Origin of the sequence: Cupriavidus taiwanensis, from assembly GCF_900250115.1 — a bacterium.
GTDB lineage: Bacteria > Pseudomonadota > Gammaproteobacteria > Burkholderiales > Burkholderiaceae > Cupriavidus > Cupriavidus taiwanensis_B.
This window is the reverse complement of sequence record NZ_LT984804.1, coordinates 492,548-516,097: the sequence shown is the minus strand read 5'-3', so window position 1 is coordinate 516,097 and position 23,550 is coordinate 492,548. Positions and strand designations below refer to the sequence as shown.

The 23,550-nt window shown below is 68.4% G+C and carries 18 protein-coding genes; 10 read left to right on the top strand and 8 right to left on the bottom strand.

The annotated features are described in order from the left end of the window. Positions 1–310: 310 nt before the first annotated feature. Complete coding sequence (hchA, locus tag CBM2586_RS19140) at positions 311–1,192, top strand: glyoxalase III HchA (protein WP_115665407.1); 882 nt, start codon at positions 311–313, stop codon at positions 1,190–1,192. A 100-nt stretch (positions 1,193–1,292) separates the two neighbouring features. Here the strand turns inward: hchA and CBM2586_RS19135 are convergent, their stop codons facing one another. Both CBM2586_RS19135 and CBM2586_RS19130 read right to left on the bottom strand, forming a co-directional pair. Beyond that, positions 1,293–6,458, bottom strand: coding sequence for a trifunctional serine/threonine-protein kinase/ATP-binding protein/sensor histidine kinase (locus CBM2586_RS19135; protein ID WP_115689203.1), 5,166 nt, complete (start codon positions 6,456–6,458; stop codon positions 1,293–1,295). Between the two features lie 38 nt (positions 6,459–6,496). Continuing rightward, the gene (locus tag CBM2586_RS19130; protein WP_115665409.1) at positions 6,497–7,156 is read right to left on the bottom strand and encodes a response regulator transcription factor; all 660 of its coding nucleotides are present in this window, start codon (positions 7,154–7,156) and stop codon (positions 6,497–6,499) included. 359 nt (positions 7,157–7,515) lie between these two features. Here CBM2586_RS19130 and CBM2586_RS19125 point away from each other — a divergent pair, with 359 nt between their 5' ends. The 8 genes from CBM2586_RS19125 (at position 7,516) to CBM2586_RS19090 (ending at position 15,030) form a co-directional block, all read left to right on the top strand. Continuing rightward, positions 7,516–8,202 (top strand): hydrolase, encoded by a 687-nt coding sequence (locus CBM2586_RS19125; RefSeq protein ID WP_062802548.1) that lies wholly within the window; start codon positions 7,516–7,518, stop codon positions 8,200–8,202. A gap of 61 nt (positions 8,203–8,263) precedes the next feature. Then, positions 8,264–9,085, top strand: coding sequence for an alpha/beta fold hydrolase (locus CBM2586_RS19120; protein WP_115665410.1), 822 nt, complete (start codon positions 8,264–8,266; stop codon positions 9,083–9,085). 4 nt (positions 9,086–9,089) lie between these two features. After that, the gene (locus tag CBM2586_RS19115) at positions 9,090–11,027 is read left to right on the top strand and encodes an amidohydrolase (protein WP_115665411.1); all 1,938 of its coding nucleotides are present in this window, start codon (positions 9,090–9,092) and stop codon (positions 11,025–11,027) included. A gap of 42 nt (positions 11,028–11,069) precedes the next feature. Beyond that, complete coding sequence (locus tag CBM2586_RS19110) at positions 11,070–11,534, top strand: DoxX family protein (protein ID WP_115665412.1); 465 nt, start codon at positions 11,070–11,072, stop codon at positions 11,532–11,534. 5 nt (positions 11,535–11,539) lie between these two features. Next, a complete protein-coding gene (locus CBM2586_RS19105; protein WP_115689201.1) occupies positions 11,540–13,180 on the top strand; it encodes an MFS transporter in 1,641 nt (546 codons plus the stop codon). Positions 13,181–13,206: 26 nt separating this feature from the next. Beyond that, the gene (locus tag CBM2586_RS19100) at positions 13,207–13,485 is read left to right on the top strand and encodes a XapX domain-containing protein (RefSeq protein WP_115665414.1); all 279 of its coding nucleotides are present in this window, start codon (positions 13,207–13,209) and stop codon (positions 13,483–13,485) included. Further along, the gene (locus tag CBM2586_RS19095) at positions 13,472–14,578 is read left to right on the top strand and encodes a porin (protein ID WP_115689199.1); all 1,107 of its coding nucleotides are present in this window, start codon (positions 13,472–13,474) and stop codon (positions 14,576–14,578) included. Before CBM2586_RS19100 ends, CBM2586_RS19095 begins: the two co-directional genes overlap by 14 nt. A 68-nt stretch (positions 14,579–14,646) precedes the next feature. Next, positions 14,647–15,030 (top strand): response regulator transcription factor, encoded by a 384-nt coding sequence (locus CBM2586_RS19090; protein ID WP_115665416.1) that lies wholly within the window; start codon positions 14,647–14,649, stop codon positions 15,028–15,030. Between the two features lie 93 nt (positions 15,031–15,123). On the opposite strand, the gene CBM2586_RS19085 is transcribed toward CBM2586_RS19090, so the two are convergent. The 6 genes from CBM2586_RS19085 to CBM2586_RS19060 all read right to left on the bottom strand — a co-directional run bounded on the left by CBM2586_RS19085 (position 15,124) and on the right by CBM2586_RS19060 (position 22,495). Continuing rightward, entirely contained in the window at positions 15,124–16,248 is a 1,125-nt protein-coding gene (locus CBM2586_RS19085; protein WP_172583360.1) for a porin, read from the bottom strand. An 81-nt stretch (positions 16,249–16,329) separates the two neighbouring features. Next, positions 16,330–17,262: an aromatic amino acid DMT transporter YddG gene (yddG, locus tag CBM2586_RS19080; RefSeq protein WP_115689197.1), complete on the bottom strand. Its 933-nt coding sequence runs from the start codon at positions 17,260–17,262 to the stop codon at positions 16,330–16,332. A 37-nt stretch (positions 17,263–17,299) separates the two neighbouring features. Beyond that, the gene (locus tag CBM2586_RS19075) at positions 17,300–18,802 is read right to left on the bottom strand and encodes an aldehyde dehydrogenase (RefSeq protein WP_115665419.1); all 1,503 of its coding nucleotides are present in this window, start codon (positions 18,800–18,802) and stop codon (positions 17,300–17,302) included. Further along, positions 18,802–19,710, bottom strand: coding sequence for a dihydrodipicolinate synthase family protein (locus CBM2586_RS19070; protein ID WP_115665420.1), 909 nt, complete (start codon positions 19,708–19,710; stop codon positions 18,802–18,804). The genes CBM2586_RS19075 and CBM2586_RS19070 overlap by 1 nt, the downstream gene beginning before the upstream one ends. Before the next feature lie 46 nt (positions 19,711–19,756). Beyond that, entirely contained in the window at positions 19,757–21,085 is a 1,329-nt protein-coding gene (locus CBM2586_RS19065) for an MFS transporter (protein ID WP_115689195.1), read from the bottom strand. Between the two features lie 90 nt (positions 21,086–21,175). Beyond that, positions 21,176–22,495 (bottom strand): NAD(P)/FAD-dependent oxidoreductase, encoded by a 1,320-nt coding sequence (locus tag CBM2586_RS19060; RefSeq protein ID WP_115689193.1) that lies wholly within the window; start codon positions 22,493–22,495, stop codon positions 21,176–21,178. 230 nt (positions 22,496–22,725) lie between these two features. Between CBM2586_RS19060 and CBM2586_RS19055 the strand changes: the two genes are divergently transcribed. Further along, entirely contained in the window at positions 22,726–23,454 is a 729-nt protein-coding gene (locus tag CBM2586_RS19055; protein WP_115666484.1) for a GntR family transcriptional regulator, read from the top strand. The last annotated feature ends 96 nt before the right edge of the window (positions 23,455–23,550 follow it).

Genomic DNA, 23,550 nt, shown 5'->3' with positions numbered 1-23,550 from the left:
CGGTTAGATGATCGCCGAAACGAAAGCCACGCGACAAGGGCCACCCCCCGATTGGGGAGGCGCCTTGCGCAGGCGGCAACGATGCGCGGATCATTGCGTCAGCCCCGCAGCGCAGGTTGCGCGCAAGTGCACGATGCATGCCGATATGCCCGTGCCGGTGACCACGTGCCGCGCAAGGCACCGGGCCGCATCCGGCCGCTGCGGCCGCATGCACGGCAGCTGCCGATGGGGGGAACTCCCTCATTGGATGGATGAAAAAGCCGCCGGAATCCAAGCTCTAAAACCCGTTCTTTGCAGGAGGAAGCCCATCATGACGTCCCAGACCGACAGCAAGCAGCCGACACCTGATCCAGCCGAACGCAAGGCCTTCTTTCCCTCCCCCTACTCGCTCTCGCAATTTACGTCGCCGAAATCCAACCTCGCGGATGCCGATTATCCGGACGCCTGTCAGGGAGGTCGCTGGAAAGTACTGCTGGTCGCTGCGGACGAGCGTTACCTGCTGACCGGGAACGGTACCTTCTTTTCAACCGGCAACCATCCTGTCGAGACGCTCCTGCCCATGTATCACCTTGATCGCGCGGGCTTCGAGTTCGACATTGCCACGTTATCGGGCAATCCGGCCAAGTTCGAATGGTGGGCGTTTCCTTCCGAAGACGCGGAGATACAGGCGCTCTACGCGAAGTACGAGCACAAGTTTCAGCAGCCGCTTAAACTCGGCGACGTAGTCGAATCCCTGGACCAGGATGCCAGCTACATTGCCGTCTTCATTCCGGGTGGCCACGGTGCCCTGCTGGGACTTCCCCACAGCACCGACATGAAGGCGACCCTGCAATGGGCGATGCGGAACGATAAGTTCATCATCACACTGTGTCACGGCCCCGCCGCGCTGCTTGCCGCCGGCGTTGGTGAACCCGATGGCGGCGATCTGTTCCGCGGCTACCGCATCTGCGCATTCCCGGATGCCATGGACAAGCAGACGCCGGACATTGGCTATATGCCTGGCCCATTACGCTGGTTCTTTGGCGAAAAACTTGCTGCCGTGGGCGTCGAGATCGTCAACACAAAGATCGATGGCAGCACGTTCCAGGACCGCAAGCTGCTCACGGGTGACAGCCCGTTCGCAGGCAACAATCTTGGCAAGCTGGCTGCGCGCGCCTTGCTGGATGAAGTGCGGAATACAGTCGGGCGCTGACACTCTCACACCCATCAGAACGCGCCGCTGCCTGGCGGCGCCAGCTGGCCCAAGCCATGGCGCGCGCGGCGACAGCTCCTGTTCCCCGCGGGCGCAGCGCTTACACCCCCGCTGCCGGCAACATCTCGCACACCGGCAGCCGGAACATGAATTCGCTGCCGCCGCTGCGCCGGTTGCGCACTTCCAGCCTGCCGCCATGCGCCTCGATGATGGAGCGGCAGATGGCGAGGCCCATGCCCATGCCGTCTGCCTTGGTGGTGAAGAATGGCTCGAACACCTGGCCCAGCACGTCGTCGGGGATGCCCGCGCCCTGGTCCTGCACGCTGACGACGATGCTATCCTGCTCGCGGTACGAGGTCACGATCAGCTCGCGCTGCGCGGGCGGGGTCTGGGCCATGGCGTCGAGCGCGTTGGTGATCAGGTTCAGCACCACCTGCTGCAGCTGGACGCGATCGGCTTCGACCACGGCGGCGCCCGCCGCCAGCCGTGCGACGACCCTGACCTCGTGCGCGTCGATGTCCAGGCGCGCCATCTCCAGCACCTCGCGCAGGACCTCGTCGGGATGCAGCGGCGCCAGCACCGCCGGCGCCTGCCTGGCCAGCGCGCGCAGCGCACGGATGATGTCGGCGGCGCGCAGCGCGTACTGCTTGATGTCGGTGAAGCCGTCGAGCGCCTCGGCCAACTCCGGCCTGGGCCGGTTCAGCCAGCGCAGGCTGGCGTCGACGGTGGCGACGATGGCGGTCAGCGGCTGGTTCACCTCATGCGCGATCGATGCGGCCAGCCCGCCCATCACGGTCAGGTGCGAGGTGCGCGCCAGGGCCGAGCTGGCGCTGCGCAGCCGCACTTCGGCGGCGACGCGGCGGTTGCTTTCGTCGATCAGCTGCTGGTACAGGCGCGCGGTCTCGAGCGAGATCGCCACCTGCGGCGCCAGCACCTCGAGTTCGGCGATGCGGGTGGCGTCGAACACCGCCGGCGCCAGGCTGTTTTCCAGGTAGAACACGCCGAACAGGCCGCCGCCGCGCAGCAGCGGCAGGCACAGCACCGAGCGCGGCCCGCCGGCAATGGCGCCCTTGGTGCGGATCGACGGCGCATCGACCATGGCGTCGTCCAGCGCCAGCGTCTGCCGGGTGCGCAGCACGCTGTTGAGCACCGCCAGCGGCAGCGCCTGCTCGCTCGGCACCGCACTGCCGAGCGTCACCGCCACCTTGCCATCGAGCACGCGCGCCGAGGCCTCGATCATGGGCTGCTCGCCGCGCATCAGCAGCAGCAGGCCGTACTGCGCGCCGGCATGGACCACCACATGGGTCATCAGCGTTTCGATCAGCCGGTCCATCACGATCTCGCTGGACATTGCCCTGGCCGCCTTCATGCCCAGCTCCCAGCGCGGCGCGCGGCGCTCGCCGTCGGCGCCGCCGTGGTCGTGCCCCGCCACGTCGCGGTGCGGATGACGCGCCTCCAGCAGCATCGCCTTGTGGTCCGCGCCCCAGCGCCGGTAGCCGGCGCTGGCCAGGCGCCGGTGCTGCGCGGCCGCGGTCGGCAGGCCGCGCGCTTCGCACAGCATGCCGGCCAGTTCGTGTGCGAGCGCCGCCTCATGAACGAATCCGGCCGCGGCCGCGGCGGCTGCCGCCTGCTCGTAGCCGGCCAGCGCCTGGAGCGGATCGCCGCGCAAGCGCGCCAGCTCCGCATCGACCAGCGCCAGCTTGCCGCGGAAGGTCAGCGGGTTCAGCGCCGCCCAGCGGGCAAAGCAGTCGCGATGCGCGGCCACCTCGGCCAGCATGCTGTCCGGCGCCGCGCCGTTCGCCGCGTGCGCGAGCGCAAGCGCCAGATACAGCCGGCAATCGGCGACGTTGATATGGGCCGGCGCCGACCAGATCAGCGTCTCGGCCTCGCGCAGGCTGCGCACCGCGTGCTCCCACTCCTGCCGGAACACCGCCGCCATGCCGTCGTAGAGCCAGATCCAGAACCGCGTCGGCAGCGAGTTGGCACGCGCCAGCCGCTGCGCCGCGCTCAGCTGGTGCCCGGCCTCGCCCTGTGGCGCCGCTTCGTCGCCGCTGCGCAGCCGGTTCAGGAAATGATGCTGCGAATACAGGATCAGTTCGATGTCGCGGTACTGCACCAGCCGCGTCAGCTCCAGCCCGCGGCCGATCTCTTCCTCCACCAGGCGCAGGTGCTCGCCCATGGCGAGCAAATCGGACGCGATATGGTTGCAGGCATAGCACGCCATGCCGATATCGCCCGAGGCCAGGCCCAGCGTGACCGCGCGCTGCGCTTGCGCCAGCGCGTAGGACAACGGCCGGGTCCAGGCGCTGACCTGGTCGAGCGCCACCAGCGTGGCGATGCGCTCGGCCTCGTAGCCATGGCGGTCGGCCAGGTCCATCGCCGCCAGCCCGTAGGCCAGGCCGTCCTCGTACTCCTCGTACAGGCTGGCGATAAATACGCCGAACCACGACAGCCCGTATGGCGATTCCGCGGTGGCGCCGTGCGCCAGCGTCAGCTCGACCATCTTGGCCACGTGCAGGAAGCTGATGCCATCGCGCACGAACAGCGACGAGATCAGCGTCGACAGCAAGCCCATGATGGTCTGGATGCGGCTGTCCTCGGTCGCCGGCAACCGCCCCAGGCTGGCGATCGCGCGTCCGCCCAGCGCCTGCTTCACCGCGTCATAGGCCTCGCGCATACGCGCCGGCGTGGGCCCGCGCTCGAGGTGGATGTCGAGCAGCGCCAGCCCCGACAGCGCGGCGCTGATCGCGCCCTCGTAGTCTGAGCGCACGGTCTGCAGGCTGGCCTTGAGCCGGTGCACGGCAGCCTTGTCCACCGGCGGCAGGTCGCGCGCGAGCAGCGCGTCGATCTCCCGCGAGGCCGGCTCCAGCCGCGCCTGCGCCAGCAGGCACTCGCAGTGCAGCACGCTGGCGGCGTAGGCCAGCGCGCAGTGCGTGGTCCACCATGACGGCTGCATCAGCGCGAAGGCCGCGTCGGTGTAGCGCGTCGCCTGCGCCATCGCCGCGCTGCGCCGGGCGCGCCTGGCCGCTACCAGCAGCACCTGCACGAAGGCCACGCGTTGCGGCTCCGGCAGCGGATGGCCGGCGGCGCGCTCGATCTGGTTGCCGATCTCGAAGGCATGCGCGGCCAGCTCGCCGTGCCAGTGCTCGATCATGATGCCTGCGATACGCGCATGCGCGGCCGGGCGCTCGCGCGGCGCGATCATGGCGTACGCGGCTTCCAGCACGCGGTCGTGCTGGAACGCGTAGCCGTCGCCGCTCCGTACCAGCAGGCCGGCCTCGACGAAGGGGCGCAGCCGCTCGCCGAGCTGCGCCGCGCTCAGCTGCGCCACGCACGCAAGCAGGCTTTGCTCGCAGCGGATGCCCACGCAGGCCAGCTGCGTGAGCAGCTCCGTACCCTCCTGCGGCAGCCGCGCGAAGCGGCGGGTCATCAGGTCGGTCACGCTGTCGGTGTAGTGATGCTGCGCGGCATCGGCCTCGTCCCAGTACCAGCCGGCGCGGCCGCCGCGGTAGGCCAGCACGCCGTCGTCGACCAGCGCGCGCAACAGCTGGTACGAGAAGAACGGATTGCCGCCGGTCTTCGCATGCACCAGCTGCGCCAGCGCTTGCACGCGTGGCGCAGGCACGTTGAGAGCGGCCGCCACCAGTCCGGTCAGCTCCCACACGGTCAGGGGCCGCACGGCGATGCGCGTGACCGGCAGCGCGCCGGCACGGCTGGCATGCAGCAGCCACGAGAAGCGCTGCTCGACCTCGTTGCCGTGGTCGCGATAGGCCGCGAGCAGCAGCAGGTTGCGCGGGCGCTGCGTGGTGAAGGCTTCGAGCAGCGCAATGGTCGACGCATCGGCCCATTGCAGGTCATCGAAGCACAGCACCAGCGGCGCGCCCTGGTCGGCAAAGGTGGCGAAGGTGGCAAGGATGGCCTTCTGCGCGCGCGCCTGCGCCTGCTGGGCCGGCACTTCGGCCAGCGGCGCGGTGCGTCCCAGCACATGCGCGGCCTCGGGCACCAGCACGGCAATGGCGCGGCCCTGCCCCGCGAGCGCCTCCAGCCAGCGCTCGCGCACCGGCGCCAGCGCGGCTTCCGGCTCGCCCAGCAGCGGCAGCGTCAGCGCGCGGATCATCTGCGCGACCGGCGCGTACGGAATGTCGGGCTGCAACTGGTCGCTCTTGCCGCTGGCGAAGCGCATGCCCTGCTGTCCCGCCTGGCACGACAGCCACGCCGCCAGCGCCGACTTGCCGGTGCCCGCGGCGCCGGCGATCAGCACCAGCTCGGACTGGCCGCTGTGGCGCACGCGCGCCAGCGCATCGGCAAGCTGCGCGGTTTCGCGCGCGCGGCCAAAGAGTTCGCCGGACACGTTCAGCGTCGAGGTCGGGCCTGCGGCATCGAGCGTGAACGGCGCGATCTCGCCGCGTTCGCGCCAGTCCGCCTGGCAGCGCAGCAGGTCGGCAAGCAGCGACATGGCGCCGGCATAGCGGTCGACCGGGTCCTTGGCCATCAGCCTGAGCACGATCGCCCCCAGCAACGGGGCGATGCCAGGCGCGCGCAGGTGTGGCGGCACGGGTTCGACGGCGAGATGGGCGTGCTGCCACGCCGCGGGCGAATCGGCAGTGAACGGCAGCGCGCCGGTCAGCATCTGGTAGAAGGTGACGCCGAGCGAATACAGGTCCGAGCGGGCGCCGGTGCGCGCCTGGTCGGCGCGGGCGACTTCGGGCGACTGGTATGGCCACGCTGCGGGGCCGGGACGCGGCACCACGGGCGGCATGGCATCCAGCGCGGTGGCATGATCGAAGCCGGTCAGGCGCACATGGGTGCCGTCGTCGGAGCCGGCATCGACGAGCAGGTTGTGCGGCCGGATATCGCCATGCAGCAGGCCGTGCGCATGCGCGCCCGCCAGCGCGCGCGCACTGCCGATGGCCAGTTCCAGGAAGCGGGCGACGGCGGGTCGGGTATCGCCAAGCGTCGCGGCGAGGGTCGATGCGGGAGCCCCGCCATACACCACCACCATGCGTTCTGCGCCGCGCAGCGTGGCCACCGGCACCGCGGCCCAGTCCGCCTGCAAGCGCGCGGCCAGCCGGGCCTCGTCCTGCAGTGCCCCGCTGCCGGCCAGCGGCGCACTCCTGGCGAAGCAGCGCAGCCCGGTGTCGGGGTCGGACAGTTGCAGCGAATCGATGCCGTCCGAGACGTGCAGCACGGTCTGCGCGGCCCGCGCCAGCCAGGCGTCGTCAAGGGCCGGTGCAGGGCTTGGCTGCGCGGGAATGCCAGGCGTCATGGGGGCGGGAATGTTGGGAGGCTCGGCGCCACGCGCCCTCAGCCGCCGACCTTGCACAGGCCGAGCTGCTGCGCCATCAGCACCAGCTCGGCAAAGGTGCGCGCCTTCATCTTGCGCATGGCCTGGCCGCGATGGATCTTCACCGTCACCTCGCTGATGCCGAACTCAGCGGCGATTTGCTTGTTGAGCAGGCCCGCGACCGCCAGGCCCATGACCTCGCCTTCGCGCGGGGTCAGCGACTGGTAGCAGGTGCGCAACGACTCGAGCTGGCGCTGCCCATCGCGCCGCAGCCGGTCTTTCTCCAGCGCGGCGGCGACCGCGTCGAGCAGGTCCTGGTCGCGGAACGGCTTGGGCATGAAGTCCTCGGCGCCGGCCTTCATCGCCGCGACCGTCATGGCGATATCGCCGTAGCCGGTCATGAAGATGATGGGGATGTGGACGCCCAGCTGGCCCAGCCGCGCCTGCAGGTCGAGCCCGCTCTGCCCGCGCAGCCTGACATCGAGCAGCAGGCAGCATGGCGTATCGGGCAAGGGCGTGGCCAGCAGTTCGGCGGCCGAGGCGAACAACGCCACGTGCAGGCCGACCGAGCGGAACAGGTTGCCCAGCGCCCGGCGCAGTCCGGCATCGTCGTCGACCACCAGCACCGTCGCGTCATCGCTCGCACTGGTGTCGGCTGGCTCCAGGCTCGGTGATGTCACGGTCAGATCTCCAGTGCGCTCGGAAAGGTGTTGCGGATTATAACCAGCGGGCATGTCATCGCAAGGTCCGGCACGGGCCACGGCAGTGATGCACCCGGCACCCATACCATGGTGTTAGTCGCGGACGCGCGCTGCTGCGGCGTTTACGCCGCGCACGGCGCACCATCCCCGGGCACCGGCGCCGCCCGCGGGTAATACGAACATACGATTTGCGTTGGCGCCGGCACCGACTAGTCTTCGATCCGGCAGCGCCGCGCTCACGCGACCACGGCGCCCTGCTCCGCCCCCTCCCGCGTGACGGCCTTGCGTTCAAGCAAGGACCGCACCCGGGATCAACCCTGCTCCCAAGGAACGACACCATGTCCAACCCGAAGCTCGAAGTCCTTACCCCGCAGAACAGCCAGCTGATCATCATCGACCATCAGCCGCAGATGGCCTTCGGCGTGCAGTCGATGGACCGGCAGGCCATGAAGAACAACGTGGTCGGCCTGGCCAAGGCCGCCAGGATCTTCAATATCCCGACCACCATCACCACCGTCGAGAGCGAGTCGTTCTCGGGCTTCACCTATCCGGAACTGCTGGACGTGTTCCCGGAGCAGAAGACGCTGGAGCGCACCTCGATGAACTCGTGGGACGACCAGAAGGTGCGCGACGCGCTCAAGGCCAACGGCCGCAACAAGGTGATCGTCGCCGGCCTGTGGACCGAGGTCTGCAACACCACTTTCGCGCTGTGCGCGATGCTGGAAGGCAACTACGAGATCTACATGGTGGCGGATGCTTCGGGCGGCACCAGCAAGGAAGCGCACGACTACGCCATGCAGCGCATGGTGCAGGCCGGCGCCGTGCCGGTGACCTGGCAGCAGGTGCTGCTGGAATGGCAGCGCGACTGGGCCCACCGCGACACCTACGACGCCGTGATGAAGCTGGTCAAGGAGCATTCCGGTGCCTATGGCATGGGCGTCGACTACGCCTACACCATGGTCCACAAGGCGCCGCAACGCACCGCCACGCCGCACGAGTCGATCGCGCCGGTGCCGGCACGCTAAGCCAGCGCCCTGCGCCGATCTCGTCTCCCGCTGTCGACCAACTCCATCGCAAAGGTAAACCATGAGCTTTATCACTACCCAAGACGGTACCCGGATCTTCTACAAGGACTGGGGCTCGGGGCGCCCGGTCGTGTTCTCGCACGGCTGGCCGCTCAATGCCGACGCCTGGGACGCGCAGATGCTGTTCCTGGTGCAGCAGGGCTTCCGCGTGATCGCCCATGACCGCCGCGGCCACGGCCGCTCGGACCAGCCCGCGCGGGGCAACGACATGGACACCTATGCCGACGACCTGGCGGCGCTGCTGGACGCGCTGGACCTGAAGGATGCGACGCTGGTGGGCCACTCCACCGGCGGCGGCGAGGTGGCGCACTACATCGGCCGCCATGGCACCGCACGCGTGGCCAGGGCAGTGCTGATCGGCGCGGTGCCGCCGGTGATGCTGAAGACCACGGCCTACCCCAACGGCCTGCCGATGGCGGTGTTCGACGGCATCCGCAAGGGTGTCGCCGACAACCGCTCGCAGTTCTACCGCGACCTGGCGGTGCCGTTCTTCGGCTTCAACCGCGACGGCGCCCAGGCTTCGCAGGGCACCATCGATGCGTTCTGGGCGCAGGGCATGGCCGGCGGCATCGTCGGCCAGTACGCCTGCATCCGGGAGTTCTCGGAGGTGGACTACACCGAAGACCTGAAGAAGATCGACGTGCCGACGCTGATCCTTCATGGCGACGACGACCAGATCGTGCCGATCGGCAATTCGGCGCGCCTGTCGGCGGAAATCGTGAAGGACGCCACCCTGAAGGTCTACCCGGGTGCCTCGCACGGCATGTGCGTGATCAACGCCGACCAGGTCAATGCCGACCTGCTGGCCTTCCTGAACGCATAACCTCATGTCAGTTACCCGCCGGCAATTCATCGCCTCCGCCGCCGCGCTCGGCGCGGCCGCCTCCTCGGAGATCTTCGCCATGTCACCAGGCACCCCCGACCTCATCCTCGTCAACGGCAAGTTCGCCACCCTCGACAAGTCCAATCCGCAGGCCGATGCCGTGGCCGTGCGCGACGGGCGCTTTGTCGGCGTCGGCACGCGCCAGGACATCATGAAGCTGGCCGGGGCGCAGACGAAGGTCATCGACCTGAACGGCCGGCGGGCCATTCCCGGGCTGATCGACAGCCACATGCATATCATCCGCGGTGGCCTGAACTACAACATGGAACTGCGCTGGGATGGCGTGCGCTCGCTGGCCGATGCGATGCGGATGCTGAAGGACCAGGTGGCGCGCACCCCGGCGCCGCAATGGGTGCGCGTAGTGGGCGGCTTCACCGAGCACCAGTTCGCCGAGAAGCGCCTGCCCACCGTCGAGGAACTGAACGCGGTGGCGCCCGATACGCCGGTGTTCATCCTGCACCTGTACGACCGCGCCATCCTGAACGGCGCCGCGCTGCGCGCCGTGGGCTACAACAAGGACACACCCAACCCGCCGGGCGGCGAGATCGTGCGCGATGCGCGCGGCAACCCTACCGGCCTGCTGCTGGCCAAGCCCAACGCGACCATCCTGTACGCGACGCTGGCCAAGGGCCCCAAGCTGCCGCCGGAGTACCAGAAGAACTCGACCCGCCATTTCATGCGCGAGGTCAACCGGCTCGGCGTCACCGGCGTGATCGATGCGGGCGGCGGCTACCAGAACTACCCCGAGGACTACAGCATCATCGAGGAACTGCATCAGGAAGGGCAGCTGACGGTGCGGCTCGCCTACAACCTCTTTACGCAGAAGCCCAAGGAAGAGCTCAACGACTTCAAGACCTGGACCGCCAAGGTCAGGCCCGGCCAGGGCGATGACCTGTACCGCCACAACGGCGCCGGCGAGATGCTGGTCTACACCGCCGCCGACTTCGAAGACTTCCGCGTCGAGCGCCCGGACATGGCGCCGTCGATGGAGGCCGACCTGGAGCCGGTGATCCGCCTGCTGGCGGAAAAGCGCTGGCCGTGGCGGCTGCATGCCACCTATGACCAGACCATCTCGCGCGCGCTCGATGTCTACGAGAAGGTCGCGCAGGAGATTCCGTTCGACGGCCTGAACTGGTTCTTCGACCACGCCGAGACCATCTCCGACCGCAATATCGACCGCATTGCCGCGCTGGGTGGCGGCATCGCCGTGCAGCACCGCATGGCCTACCAGGGCGAATACTTCGTCGAGCGCTACGGCGCGCGCGCGGCCGAAGCGACGCCCCCGGTGAAGAAGATGCTGGAGAAAGGCGTCAAGGTCGGCGCCGGCACCGATGCCACGCGCGTGGCCTCGTACAACCCGTGGGTGTCGCTGTACTGGCTCACCACCGGCAAGACCGTGGGCGGCATGCCGATGTACCCGCAGGCCAACCTGCTCGACCGCGAGACCGCGCTGCGGCTGTGGACCGAGGCCAACACCTGGTTCTCGTCCGAGGTCGGCAAGAAGGGCCAGATCAAGGTGGGCCAGCTCGCCGACCTGGCGGTGCTGTCGACGGATTACTTCAGCGTGCCGGGCGACGAGATCCAGGACATCACCTCGGTGCTGACCCTGCTCGGCGGCAAGGTGGTCTATGGCGACGGCGACTTCAGCAAGCTGTCGCCGCAGCTCCCGCCGCCGATGCCGGACTGGTCGCCGGTGCGGCATGTGGGCGGCTACCAGCCGCGGCCGCAGGCACGCACACTGGCGATGAACACCGCGTGCGGCTGCGCCAGCAGCTGCGGCGTGCACGGCCACGCGCATGCCAGGGCCTGGACTTCGAGCGTGCCGACCTCGGACGAAAGCACCTTCTGGGGCGCGCTCGGCTGTTCGTGCTGGGCGTTCTGATCCCGGACCTCACTTGCCCAAACCCCGACAGGAAGGCCGGCCATGCCCGAACCGACTACCACGCTGACGCCGGCTGCCTGCGGCGATTCGACCCACCGGTTGCCGCGCTGGCTGCACTGGCTCGCGCTGTTGCTGCTGTGCGCGGCCTACCTGCAGGGCGGCCTGGTCAAGCTGGCCGACTTCGGCGGCGCGGTCGCGGAGATGCAGCATTTCGGCCTGTCGCCGGCGGTGCCGATGGCGGTCGCCACCATCGTGCTCGAGCTCGGCGCCTGCGCCATGATCCTGCTCGGCTGGCGCCGCTGGCTGGGCGCCCTGGCGCTGGCGGCGTTCACGCTGGCCGCCACCTTCGTCGCCAACCGCTTCTGGCAGGCGCCGCCCGAGGCCAGGTTCATGATGGCCAATGCCTTCTTCGAACACCTGGGACTGGTGGGCGGCTTCCTGCTGGTGGCCTGGCATGACCTGCGCGAACGCGCCCGGCGCACCCAAGCTGCGCAGACCAACCGGTGACCCGCATGGCCGAACAAGCCCTCCGCCCCGCCCCCACGCCCGCCAATGGCGGCACCTTTGCGCCGCTGGCGCAGGCCACCTTCGCGGTGCTGTGGGCCGCGACCATCCTCGGCAACATCGGCAGCTTCATGCGTGACGTCGCCAGCGCCTGGCTGGCCACCGACCTGTCGACCTCTCCCGCCGCGGTCGCCACGATCCAGGCCGCGGCCACGCTGCCGGTGTTCCTGCTGGCGATCCCGGCCGGCGTGCTGTCCGACATCCTCGACCGCCGGCGCTTCCTGATCGCGGTGCAGGTAGGGCTGGCCATGGTCAGCGGCACGCTGATGGTGCTGGCCTGGCGCCAGGCGCTGACGATCGAGATCCTGATCGGCATGGCCTTCCTCGGCGGCATCGGCGCGGCGATGATGGGGCCCACCTGGCAATCGATCGTACCGGAACTGGTGCCGCAATCCGAGCTCAAGCGCGCCGTGGCGCTCAACGCGCTGGGCGTCAACATCGCGCGCGCGATCGGGCCTGCCGCCGGCGGCCTGCTGCTGGCGGCGTTCGGCGCGGCCACCACCTATGGCGTGGACCTGGTCAGCTATGTCTTCGTGATTGCCGCGCTGCTGTGGTGGAAGCGCCCGCAGCGCCCGGCCGATCCGCTGCGCGAGCATTTCCTCGGCGCGTTCCGCGCCGGCCTGCGCTTTACCCGCGCGCACAGCAAGCTGCATGTCGTGCTGGCGCGCGCCGCCGTGCACTTCGCCTTCGGCAGCAGCATCTGGGCCCTGTTGCCGCTGGTGGCGAAGCAGCTGCTGCGGGGCGGCGCCAGTCTCTATGGCGTGCTGCTGGGCGCGGTGGGCCTCGGCGCGATCCTCGGCGCGCTGCTGATGCCGCGCCTGCAGCGGCGTCTCGATGCCGACGGCATGGTGCTGCTGTCGGCCATCGTCACCGCGGTAGTGATGGCGGCGCTGTGCCTGGCGCCGCCGGTGTGGCTGGCGCTGCCGCTGCTGCTGTTCCTCGGCGCCGCCTGGATCACCGCGCTGACCACGCTGGGCGGCGTGGCGCAGGCGATCCTGCCCAACTGGGTGCGCGGCCGCGCGCTGGCGGTCTACCAGATGGTGTTCAACGGCGCGATGGCTGCCGGCAGCCTGGTGTGGGGCTTCGCGGCGCAGGCGCTGGGCATCTCCAGCGGGCTGCTGGTCGCCGCCGGCGGCCTGCTGGCCGCGGCGCTGCTGCTGCACCGGCTGCGGCTGCCGCGCGGCGAGGAAGACCTCGGCCCCGCGCAGCACTGGCCTGAGCCCGAAGGCGCCGGCGAGATCGCGCATGACCGCGGCCCGGTGATGGTGCTGATCGAGTATTGCGTCCGCGCGGAAGATCGCGATGCCTTCCTGCGCGCGGTGCACAAGCTTTCGGAAGAACGGCTGCGCGACGGCGCCTTCAACTGGGGCGTGATGGAAGACCCGGCCGATCCGGAGCTGCTGACCGAGTGGTTCCTGGTCGAGTCCTGGGCCGAACACCTGCGCCAGCACCGCCGCGTGCCGCACGCCGATGCCGACCTGCAGCGCGAAATCACGCGCTTCCATGCGCGCGAGACGCCGCCGCGCGTGCGGCACCTGCTGGGCGTCGGGCTGCCCGCAGCACCGGCAGCGCCGACGGCTGCGCACTGATCCGCCAACCTCATCCGGGAATTCCCATGAAGCTCTATCTTGTCTCCCTGGCCGCCGGCATCCTCGTCGGCGTCATCTACGCGCTGATGCAGGTCCGTTCACCCGCGCCGCCGGTGGTGGCGCTGATCGGCCTGCTCGGCATGCTGATCGGCGAACAGGTGGTGCCGCCGATCAAGCGCATGCTGGCCGGCGAACCGGTGACCGCCGCATGGTTCCATGCCGAGTGCATGCCCAAGATCACCGGTACCCCCGGCCCGACGCTGAACGCCGCCAGCAAGACGCCCGCCGACGATGCCGCGCACTAGCCTGGCCGACCGTGCGCTGCTGGGTGCGTGCTGCGCAGTGCTGTGCGCGCCTGCGCTGGCGGCCGGCAACCTCGCCGTCTACGGCCGCCTGAACACCTCCATCGAGTACAGCCGCGCCAGCACCGCAAGCGACGGCACCGATACCGGCGCAGTCGTGCGCCTGAACAACAACCGCTCGGTCTTCGGCCTGCGCGGCGAAGAAGACCTGGGCGGCGCGCTCACGGCCGTGTGGCAGATCGAAAGCGCGTTGTCGCTCGATTCCGGCCAGGGCCAGATCGCCAGCCGCAATTCGCGCATCGGCCTGCAGGGCAATCATGGCCTGCTGTTCCTGGGTCACTGGCACACGCCCTACACCGAGGCCACCATGGGCTACGACCCGTACTACCCGACCACCGCCGGCTATATGGCGCTGATGGGCAACGGCTCGGCCTCGAGCACGGACAATGTCGAGAACACCAGCGCGTTCGACCGGCGCCAGAAGAATATCGTGCAGTACCGCTCGCCGCGCTGGGCCGGCGTCAGCCTGTGGCTGGGCTGGGGCTTGCCCGAGGAAAAGGCCACCGTCGCGCGCGATCCCGCGCTGTATTCGGTGGCGGCGGTCTATGAGCGCGGCCCGCTCAACGCGACGCTGGCCTGGGAGCGCCACCAGCACTACCAGGCCGCCGGCCGCAACGACGACGCGCTCAAGGCCGGCGTGGCGTGGCAGCTGCGCCCCGGCACGCGCCTGGCCGCGGTGGCCGAACACCTGCACTACCGCACCGATACCGGCGACCTGCAGCGCAACGCGTACTATGCCTCGCTGGTGCAGCAGGTCGGCACCGGCAGCGTGCGCATCGGCGTGGCCTACGCCGCCAACGGCACCGGAGCGTCGACCGACACCATCGGCTTCTTTCGCAGCGGTGCGCAGACCCACGCCACCCAGGTCACGGTCGGCTACGATTATCCGCTGTCGCGGCGCACGGCGCTGTACGCGTACTACAGCCGCATCGACAATGCGGACAATGCGATCTACGACTTTGCCATCAACGATCTCGGCATCCGCGCCGGCGCCGATCCGCAGACGTTTGCGCTGGGGCTGCGGCACATCTTCTAGTGCCGCCAACGCAGCAAGGGGGGCGTGCGTGACCCCTGCCACCGCGCACGCCTGTTCGAGGAGTTCGCGTGAATGCCACGCCCGTGATTGCCATCGTCGACGACGACGCCGCCGTGCGGCACGCCATGGGGCGGCTGCTGCGCGCCTTCGATCTGGCAGTGGAGCTCTACCCCGGCGCGGCCGAGCTGCTGGCGTCGCCATCGCTCGACGGCATTGCCTGCGTGATCGCGGACGTGCAGATGCCGGGCATGAACGGCTTTGCGCTCAGCGCCGCGCTGCGCGCGCGCGGCCTGACGATGCCGGTGATCTTCATGACGGCGTTCGACAAGCGTGGGTATGAAGCGCGCGCGCGGGCGGCGGGGGCGGCGTGCTTTATCGGCAAGCCGTTCGAGGACACGGAGATCATCCGCTGTATCGAGCGGGCGCTGGGACTGCCGGGCGGCACGCGCTAGGCAGATCGTGCCCCCGCTGTCGACCCGACCGACGCGGCGAGGCCGTGCCGTGGCCGGGCCGGTCGCAGGAGATGGCTTGCGCCATCACCGCCCTCAGAAGAAATGCCGGACCCCGAGCCTGAACATCATCTGGTTCGATCCCGACGCCACATTGGCCGCGCCCGCGACGTAGGCGGCGTCGAGCACGCTGCCGGTCTTGTCGCCGCCAACGTGCTGGTACATCGCCTGCGCATAGACGTCGGTGCGCTTCGAAAAGATGTAGTCCGCCATCACGCCAACGGAATGGTAGACCGGGTGCTTCTTGCCCGAGGTCGCGTCGAAGGTGGCGCGGGTATAGGCATACATCGCGCCAAACCAGTACGACGGCGCTGCCTGATACTTGATGTTCGCCTCGAAGTTCTGGAAGCGCAGCCCACTGAGCGTTCCCGACGGCGGGGTGATGTCGCCGACGTAGGCGGAACTGCGTGGATCGGCCACTTCGGTCCTGGCGTACGAGAGGCCGACCGTGGCCTTGCCGAACGCATAGGTTCCTCCGGCACCCCAGACCTTGAGTTTGCTGCCCGGCAGGTTCTGGTCCCCGCCGTTGTTGATGGCGCCATAGGACGTGGCAGACGGGTTGTCCGCTTGCAGGTACGCGGCGGCCAGCACCAGGCCGCCCTGGGCGTACTGTCCGCCCGCGCTGAACACGCGGTTGTTCGAGAACTTCGTGTCGTCGCTGAACCCGTACATGCCTCCGAACTTCAGGCCGCCCAGCGCCGGGCTGGTGTATTTGACCGTGTTGTTGACGCGGAACGTATTGATCAGATTGTCATTGTCGTAGGGATGCGCAAACATGTAGCCGCCCCACGAGCCGCCCGCCGACGTCTGTGCCAGGTAGTCCACCACGGAGTCGTACTGGCGCCCGAGGGTGATGCTGCCCCAACGCTGGTCGCTCAGCCCCATGTACGCCTGCCGCCCGAACAATGCGCCGCCCTGGAATGCGCGGCCGTTGTCCACGTCGAAGCCGTTCTCAAGCTGGAAAACGGCCGTGGTGCCGCCGCCAAGATCCTCATTGCCCTTGAGGCCCCAGCGGCTGCCATGCGGGAACCCGCTGGCCATGGCCACCTGGCTATGGCCGCCGACGTTGCTGGTGTAGTTGAGGCCCTCGTCGAGCACGCCATACAACGTGACCGAACTCTGTGCCAAAGCCGCCGTGGAACCTGCGCACAGGACTGCCATGCACAGCCAATGTGCGCGCTGGTCTCTCTCCGATTTCATATCTTTCCATATTCCTCCGGGGGCGCCAGGCGCCCCCATACGCTATGTCGTCTGACTCGCCCCCTCGGCCGGCGCGCTGCGCTCGCCCTTGCCATGCGTCGCGAGCCAGCACAGGATCGAACCCGCGACCACCATTGCAGCGCCCTTCCAGAACGCGAATGACAGCGGCGCTTGCAGCAGCGCGGCGGCCAGGGCCGCGGAAAGCACCGGAATGAAATACGACGCTCCCGCCAGTACGGTCACGTTGCCGTGCAGGATGCCGACGTTCCACGCCGCATAGCCGAAACCCATCGCGCCGGCGGCCAGCGCCAGGTAGACCGCGCCCGCCATGCTGAACGCCATCGCCTCGCCGCCGGTGAACAGGTACTTGGCCCACAGCGCGAGCGCGGTCAGCATGAAGAACAGCGTGACGGCGTTCTTGCCCTGGGCGATCCGGGCCGTCACCGTGCAGTAGCCCGCCCAGATGACCGCGCCCGCGAAGGCGAGGCCGTAGCTGAGCGGGTTATCGCGCACGTTGCGCGCCATGCCCGCCAGGTCCAGGCCCTGCTCCCCGCCCAGTACCGCGCAGATCCCCACGATGGCCACCACGAAGCCCGGCACGATCAGCCAGCTGGCGCGCTGCCGGTTGAACAGGATCGCGGCCAGCATGGTGAAGGCCGGCCACAGGTAATTGACCATGCCCACTTCGATGGCCTGTCGGGCGCTGCTGGCGTAGCCGATCGACAGCGACAGGCACAGCTCGTACGACACGAACAGCCCGCTGCCCCAGATCAGATAGGCGCGCGGCAGCGCCCTCAGCCGCACCTTGCCCACCGCGATCCACAGCAGCGCGGAGGCAACCGTATAGATCAGGGCCGCGCCGCCGGTGGGGCCGAAGCTCTCGCTGACGCCGCGGATCAGGCCGACAATCGAGCTCCAGAGGAGCACCGCAACCAGCCCGACCAGCGTTGCCTGTTTTCTTTGCATGACTGCCATGGGGGAAATCTATCGAGGGAGCGAAAGGGGCCCTACTTTACTTGACCGGTGCCGGCACATCGATCCAGATCGTCTTGATCTCGGTGTACTGGTCATGCGCCCAGACCGACTTGTCGCGCCCGCCGAAGCCGGACTCCTTGTAGCCGCCGAAGGGCGTGGTGATATCGCCCTCGCCGAAGCAGTTCACGGTCACCACGCCGGCGCGGATCTCGCGCGACAGACGGATCGCCAGGTTCAGGTTGCTGGTGTAGACCGAAGCCGCCAGCCCGTAGACGGAGTCGTTGGCCAGCGCGATCGCTTCGTCGGTAGCGCGGAACGTCGTCACCGACAGGATCGGGCCGAAGATTTCCTCGCGGAACAGCCGGCTTTGCGCGGGCACGCCATCGACCACGGTCGGCTCGACAAAGGCTTCGCCCCGGGTGCCGCCGCCAAACGCCACGCGCAGCTGCTCGGCGTCGGCCTGCTCCAGATACGAACGCACCTTGCGGAAATGCGCCTCGCTGACCAGCGAGCCGATGCGGTGCGCCGGGTCGAGCGGATCGCCCATCTTCCATTCGCGCATGTGGGCGCCGATGCGCGCCAGCAGCGCATCCTTGATGTCGGCATGCACGATCAGCCGCGACGATGCCGAGCAGTTCTCGCCCATGTTCCAGAACGCGCCGTTGACCACGTGCTGGGCGACGGCATCGAGGTCCTCGACATCCTTCATCACCACGGCGGGATTCTTGCCGCCGCACTCCAGCACGATGCGCTTCAAGTTCGATTCCGCGGCGTACTTGAGAAACAGCCGCCCGGTCGCGGTCGAGCCGGTGAAGCTTACCATCGCGACATCGTCATGCCGGCCCAGCGGCTCGCCCACTTCCTTGCCGCCGCCGGGCAGCACATTGAACACCCCGGCCGGGACGCCGGCCTGGTGGGCCAGCTCGGCGACGCGCAGCGCGGTCAGCGTGGTTTCCTTGGCCGGCTTGACCACGATCGAGCAGCCGGCGGCCAGCGATGGGCCGATCTTCCACGCCAGCATCAGCAGCGGGAAGTTCCACGGCAGCACCAGTCCGACCACGCCGATCGGCTCGCGCACCACCAGCGACAACGCCGCCGAACCCACGGGGGCCGTGCTGTCGTAGATCTTGTCGATCAGCTCGGCATGCCAGCGGATGGTATGGATGGTCTCGGGCAGGTCGGTGTTCTGGCATTCGCGGATCGGCTTGCCGCTGTCCAGGCTTTCCATCACCGCGAGTTCGTGCGCGTGCGCCTCCAGCAGGTCGGCGAACTTCAGCAGCACGGCCTTGCGCTGGCCGGGCGCCTGGCGGTGCCAGCGCCCGTCATCGAAGGCGGCCCTGGCGCGCGCCACGGCGATATCCACATCGCGCGCATCGCAGGCGGCGATTTCGGCCAGCACCTGGCCCGTTGCCGGGTTGGTGGTGGCGAAGGTCTCGCCCGACACCGCGCCGACGAAGGCCCCGTCGATGAAGGCCCGTGCCGGCAGCGTGATCCGGTCGGCAATGGCGGCGTATTCGGAGGCGGTCAGTAGCTGTGCCATTACGCCTGCCCCCCGACGATGGCAGCCACCGTGCGCTTGAGTTCGGCGATGATCGCCTCCAGCCGGCGCTTGCCGGTGTCGTCCAGGTCCTGCAGCGGTGCGCGCACGCCGCCGGCGCGCAAGCCGGCGACGGTGCAGCCGTGCTTGATCGACTGCACGAACTTGCCGCCTTCCAGGAAGTCCATCAGCGGCATCAGCGCCGACATGATGCGCCGGCCCTTGTCGAAATCCTTCTCGATGACGCACGCCTCGTACAGCGCGATGTGCTCGCGCGGAATGAAGTTGGAACCGGCGCAGACCCAGCTGCGCGCGCCCCATGCGAAGAACTCCAGCGCCTGGTCGTCCCAGCCGCACGAAATGTCGATGTCGCGGAACTCGGTCGCCAGCATGTGCAGCTGCGCGGTCTGGCCCGAGCTTTCCTTGATGGCGACGAAGTTGCCGGAGGCCGACGTCACGGTGCGGAAGAACTCGCGCCCCATCGACACGCCCATCCGGCCCGGATAGTTGTAGAGCATGACCGGCAGGCCGGCGGCCTGGTCGATGGTCAGCGCATGAACGGCGTTCTCGGCCTCGGTCGGCAGCGCATAGGGCGGCGAGCCGACCAGGATGGCGTCGGCCTTGATCGCCCTGGCGCCGCGGGCAAATTCGACCGAATCCTCGGTGCGCACGGCGCCGGTGCCGACCACCAGCGGCACGCGCGACCCGATCACTTCCTTCGCCAGCGCGGCCAGGCCCAGGCGTTCTTCCGTGGTGTGCGCATAGTATTCGCCGGTGGAGCCGCCGATGATGATGCCGTGCACGCCGGCCTCGATCAGCGACTCCAGCACTTCGCCAAAGGCGGCGTTATCGATCTTGCCATCGGGCGTCAGCGGCGTGATGGCGGGCGTGTAGATGCCTTGGAACTTCATGGTGCCTCCGAAAATTCAGGGATTCAGGAAAGAAGAGCGGGGATGGCTAGCGGCCCAGCGAAGCCGCCTCCTGCAGGCTGAGAAAACGCGTCTCGGGCGCCAGCGCCAGCGATACCAGCAGGCCGACCAGCGTGACCCCGGCTGCGGCGTACATGGTGTGGCCGATGCCGATGGTCTGCAGCGAGATCGGCACGAGCCAGGTGCCGATGGCCGCCCCGATCCGCGACAGCGACGCGCCCATGCCGACCGCCGCCGAACGGATCTCGGTCGGGAACAGCTCATTGGGATAGACCAGCTGCAGCACCTGCGCGCCGCCGATGAACAGCGCATAGGCGCCGAACAATACGAGCACCAGCATCTGGTTGCCGTCCGAACAGGCACCCAGCGCCAGCAGGGCCAGGCCCGACCACAGGAAACTGTGGATCAGCATGCTGCGCCGACCCATGATGTTGATCAGCCGCGTGGCGACGATGCAGCCGACCACGAACAGCATGGTGATGGCGACGGACCCGTAGGAGGCCCACGCGCCCCTCAGGTTCAGCGCCTGCAGCACGGTCGGCGCGAACGCATAGACCGCGAACACCGGGATCACCGAGCAGCTCCAGAACACCGCGACGAACAGCATGCGCTTGCCGTAGCCGGAATGCAGCAGCGCCAGCAGCGACACCTTCTTCTCCGCCACCTGCTCCGGCAGGTTGCACAGCGAGAAGGCCGGGCCGTAGACCTGGCGGATGATGCGCTCGGCCTCCGCCGCCCGGCCCTTGCTGAGCAGCCAGCGCGGCGATTCCGGCGTGCCCAGGCGGACCGCCAGCAGCAGCACGCCGATCACCGCCGGGCTCGCCAGCACGATGCGCCAGGCATCGGCGCGGCCGGTGTCGAGCAGTGCGTTGCCGACGATATAGGCCAGGGCCGCACCCGCGAACCAGAGGATGGTCAGCATCGCCAGGCGGGGTCCGCGGTACTTCTTCGGCAGGAACTCCACCAGCAACGCGCCCGCCACCGGGTATTCGAAGCCGACGCCGATGCCGATCAGGAAGCGCATGAAGAACAGTTCCGCTCCCGAGGTGGCCCAGTATTGGGCGAGCGAGCACAGCACGAAGATGGTCGGCCCGACGAAATAGAGCGTCTTGCGGCCCAGCCTGCCGGTCAGCACGCCGCCCAGGAAGCCGCCGCAGAAGATGCCGATCAGCGCCGACGCGGCCACCATGCCCTGCCAGAAGCCGCTCAGTCCAAGCGCGGCGGCCAGCGGCACCATGGCGACGCCGATGATGCTCAGCACGTAGCCATCGAGCAGCCAGCCGCCGCCGGAGCGGATGCATAGCAGTTGATGGAAGCCATTGAGAGGAACGTCCTCGATTGACACATTGTTTGCCACCGTCTGTCTCCTTGTTGACCAATGTCGCGCGGACCTGCATCGGGTCCGGCTCTGATGGGAATGGATGGGCCGGTGCCGCCGGCACCCGCTTCAGATTTCCCTGCCGGCGCGGCGCTGGCCGAGCCAGAGATTGGCGTTGACGCCCATCGACAGGAACGGCTCGGGCGGATTGCGGTTGGGGCCCGGCGATGCCAGCAGGAAGTCGATCAGCGCATTGCGCTCGCCGGCCAGGTGCTCGGCCAGCAGATGGCCGGTGACGGTGCCGCGCGTAATCCCCAGCCCGTTGCAGCACAGCGCGCCGTAGACCTTGGGGGCGAGTTGGCCGAAATGGCCCATGTGGTTGCGCGACAGCGCCAGCGAGCCGCCCCAGGTGTATTCGAATTCGACGCCGGGCAGCATCGGGAAGCGGCGCTCGAACGATTCGCGATGGGTCCTGACAAAGCGCTCCAGGTACCTGGCATTGCTGCGGCCGTCGCGGTTGTAGCTGAAGCTGTTGCGCACCAGGATGCGGTTGTCGTGGGTGCGGCGCAGGGTGGTGCCGTAGGGATCGGCCGGGATCAGGCCCCAGAACGCCTTGCCGCCCAGTTGCGCCTGCTCCGCCGGCGTCAGCGGACGGGTCAGGCTGGCGTAGGTAAACACCGGCAGCATGGTGCCGCGCAGGAAGCCGAAGCGCTGGCCGAAGGCGTTGTTGGTAAGGAGCAGCGTATCGGCGGTGATGCTGCCGCCGCGATGGCTCAGCACGATCTTGTTGCCGTAATCCACCTCGGTGATCGCCGTGCGCTCGTACAACTGCACGTTCGGCGGCAGGCTGTCGGCCAGCCCTTTCACCAGCGCCGCCGGCTGGATCAGGGCCGTGCCCGGCGTAAACAGCGCCTTGCGGTAGAACGAGGTGCCGATGTGGTCCGGCAGGTCCGCGCCTTCGATCATGTCATAGGGCTGGCCGAGCTTGTCGAGGCCGCGGCGGTAGGCGTCCAGCACCGCGATGCCGCGCTCCTCGATGGCGGCCTGGTACTTGCCGGATGGCCGCAAGTGGCAGTCGATGCGGTACTGGTCGACCAGCGCCTTGAGCAGGCGCTGGCCGGTCAGGTTCAGCTCCATGCACTGGCGCGCCGTCGCGAGCTCGCCGATGTAGTCGTCGGCGCCGATGTCGTGCGGCAGGTCGATGGCAAAGCCGGCGTTGCGGCCGGACGAGCCAAAGCCGACTTCCTGCGCCTCCACCAGCACCACCGTGTCATCCGGATAACGCTGCGCCAGTTCGCGCGCGGCGGCCAGGCCGGTAAAGCCGGCGCCGATGATTGCCCAGCGCGCGCTGGTGTTGCCGCTATGCGCCGGCCGCGGCTGGCGCGGCCGGCTCAGATGGAACCAGCCGCACGTGGAATCGTCGGCCGGCGTCGAAGTTACCTTGGTCATCTTGCCTCACTTCGCAGCAGACCCCGCTGTTCCCGATCCGGTGTCCGCGCCTTTATGTCTATCATTTGTAGACAGAGAATATTTTGTAGATAGACAAACAGCTATCAGGGTTTACGCTTGATCGGACTGCACGTCGGAAAGCGCCGTCTGAGGCACAATGAAAGCCGAAAGGGCATCCGGCCCGTGCCGATGCCATAGAATGTCTACGATTGATAGACAAGGTGACCAAGATGGCGAGAACCAAGGCGGGTGCGGACGAGGTGTCAGCATCCGAGGCTTCGATGGACCGCAAGGCGCTGCTGGCCGAGGCCCTGCGCCGGCGCATCGTCAGCATGGAGCTGGCGCCCGGCGCGGTAGTGGATGAGCTGGCCCTGAGCGAGGAATTCGGCTTGTCACGCCCGCCCGTGCGCGAGCTGATGCGGCAGATGGCGGCCGAGGGCTATATCGAGCTGGAAGCCAACCGCGCGGCGCGGGTGTCGTCGATGAACCACCAGTCGCTGCGTAATTTCTTCCTGGCGGCGCCGATGATCTACATCGCGACCACGCAGCTCGCCGCCACCAACGCCACCGCGCGTGAAATCGATGAACTGAAGCAGATCCAGAAGCGGTTCCGCGAGGCCATCGAAAGCAACGATGTCGAGAACCGCGTGCTCAACAACGACCAGTTCCACCTGCAGATCGGCAAGATGGCGCACAACCCGTACCTGATGCCGAGCCTGCGCCGAATCCTGATCGACCACGCGCGGCTGGGGAAGATCTTCTACCGGCATCCCACCACCGCCGACATGGAAGAGGACCTGGGCAAGGCCGCCGACCAGCACGACGAAATCATCGACGCGATCGCGCGCCACGATGCCGAGGCCGCGGCCGAAATCGTTCGCTCCCATATGGACCTGTCGCGCCGGCGCATGACGGAATATGTCGCACCGGTGGGCGTGGATGTGCCGATCGTGCTTTAAGGAAAGCCCGCCCGGCGCGGCGCGCCTGATCAGTGCCGGCGCGCGTGCCGGCGGGTCACGCGCCTTCCGCCGTCGCGAGCCCGCGTACCGCTAGAA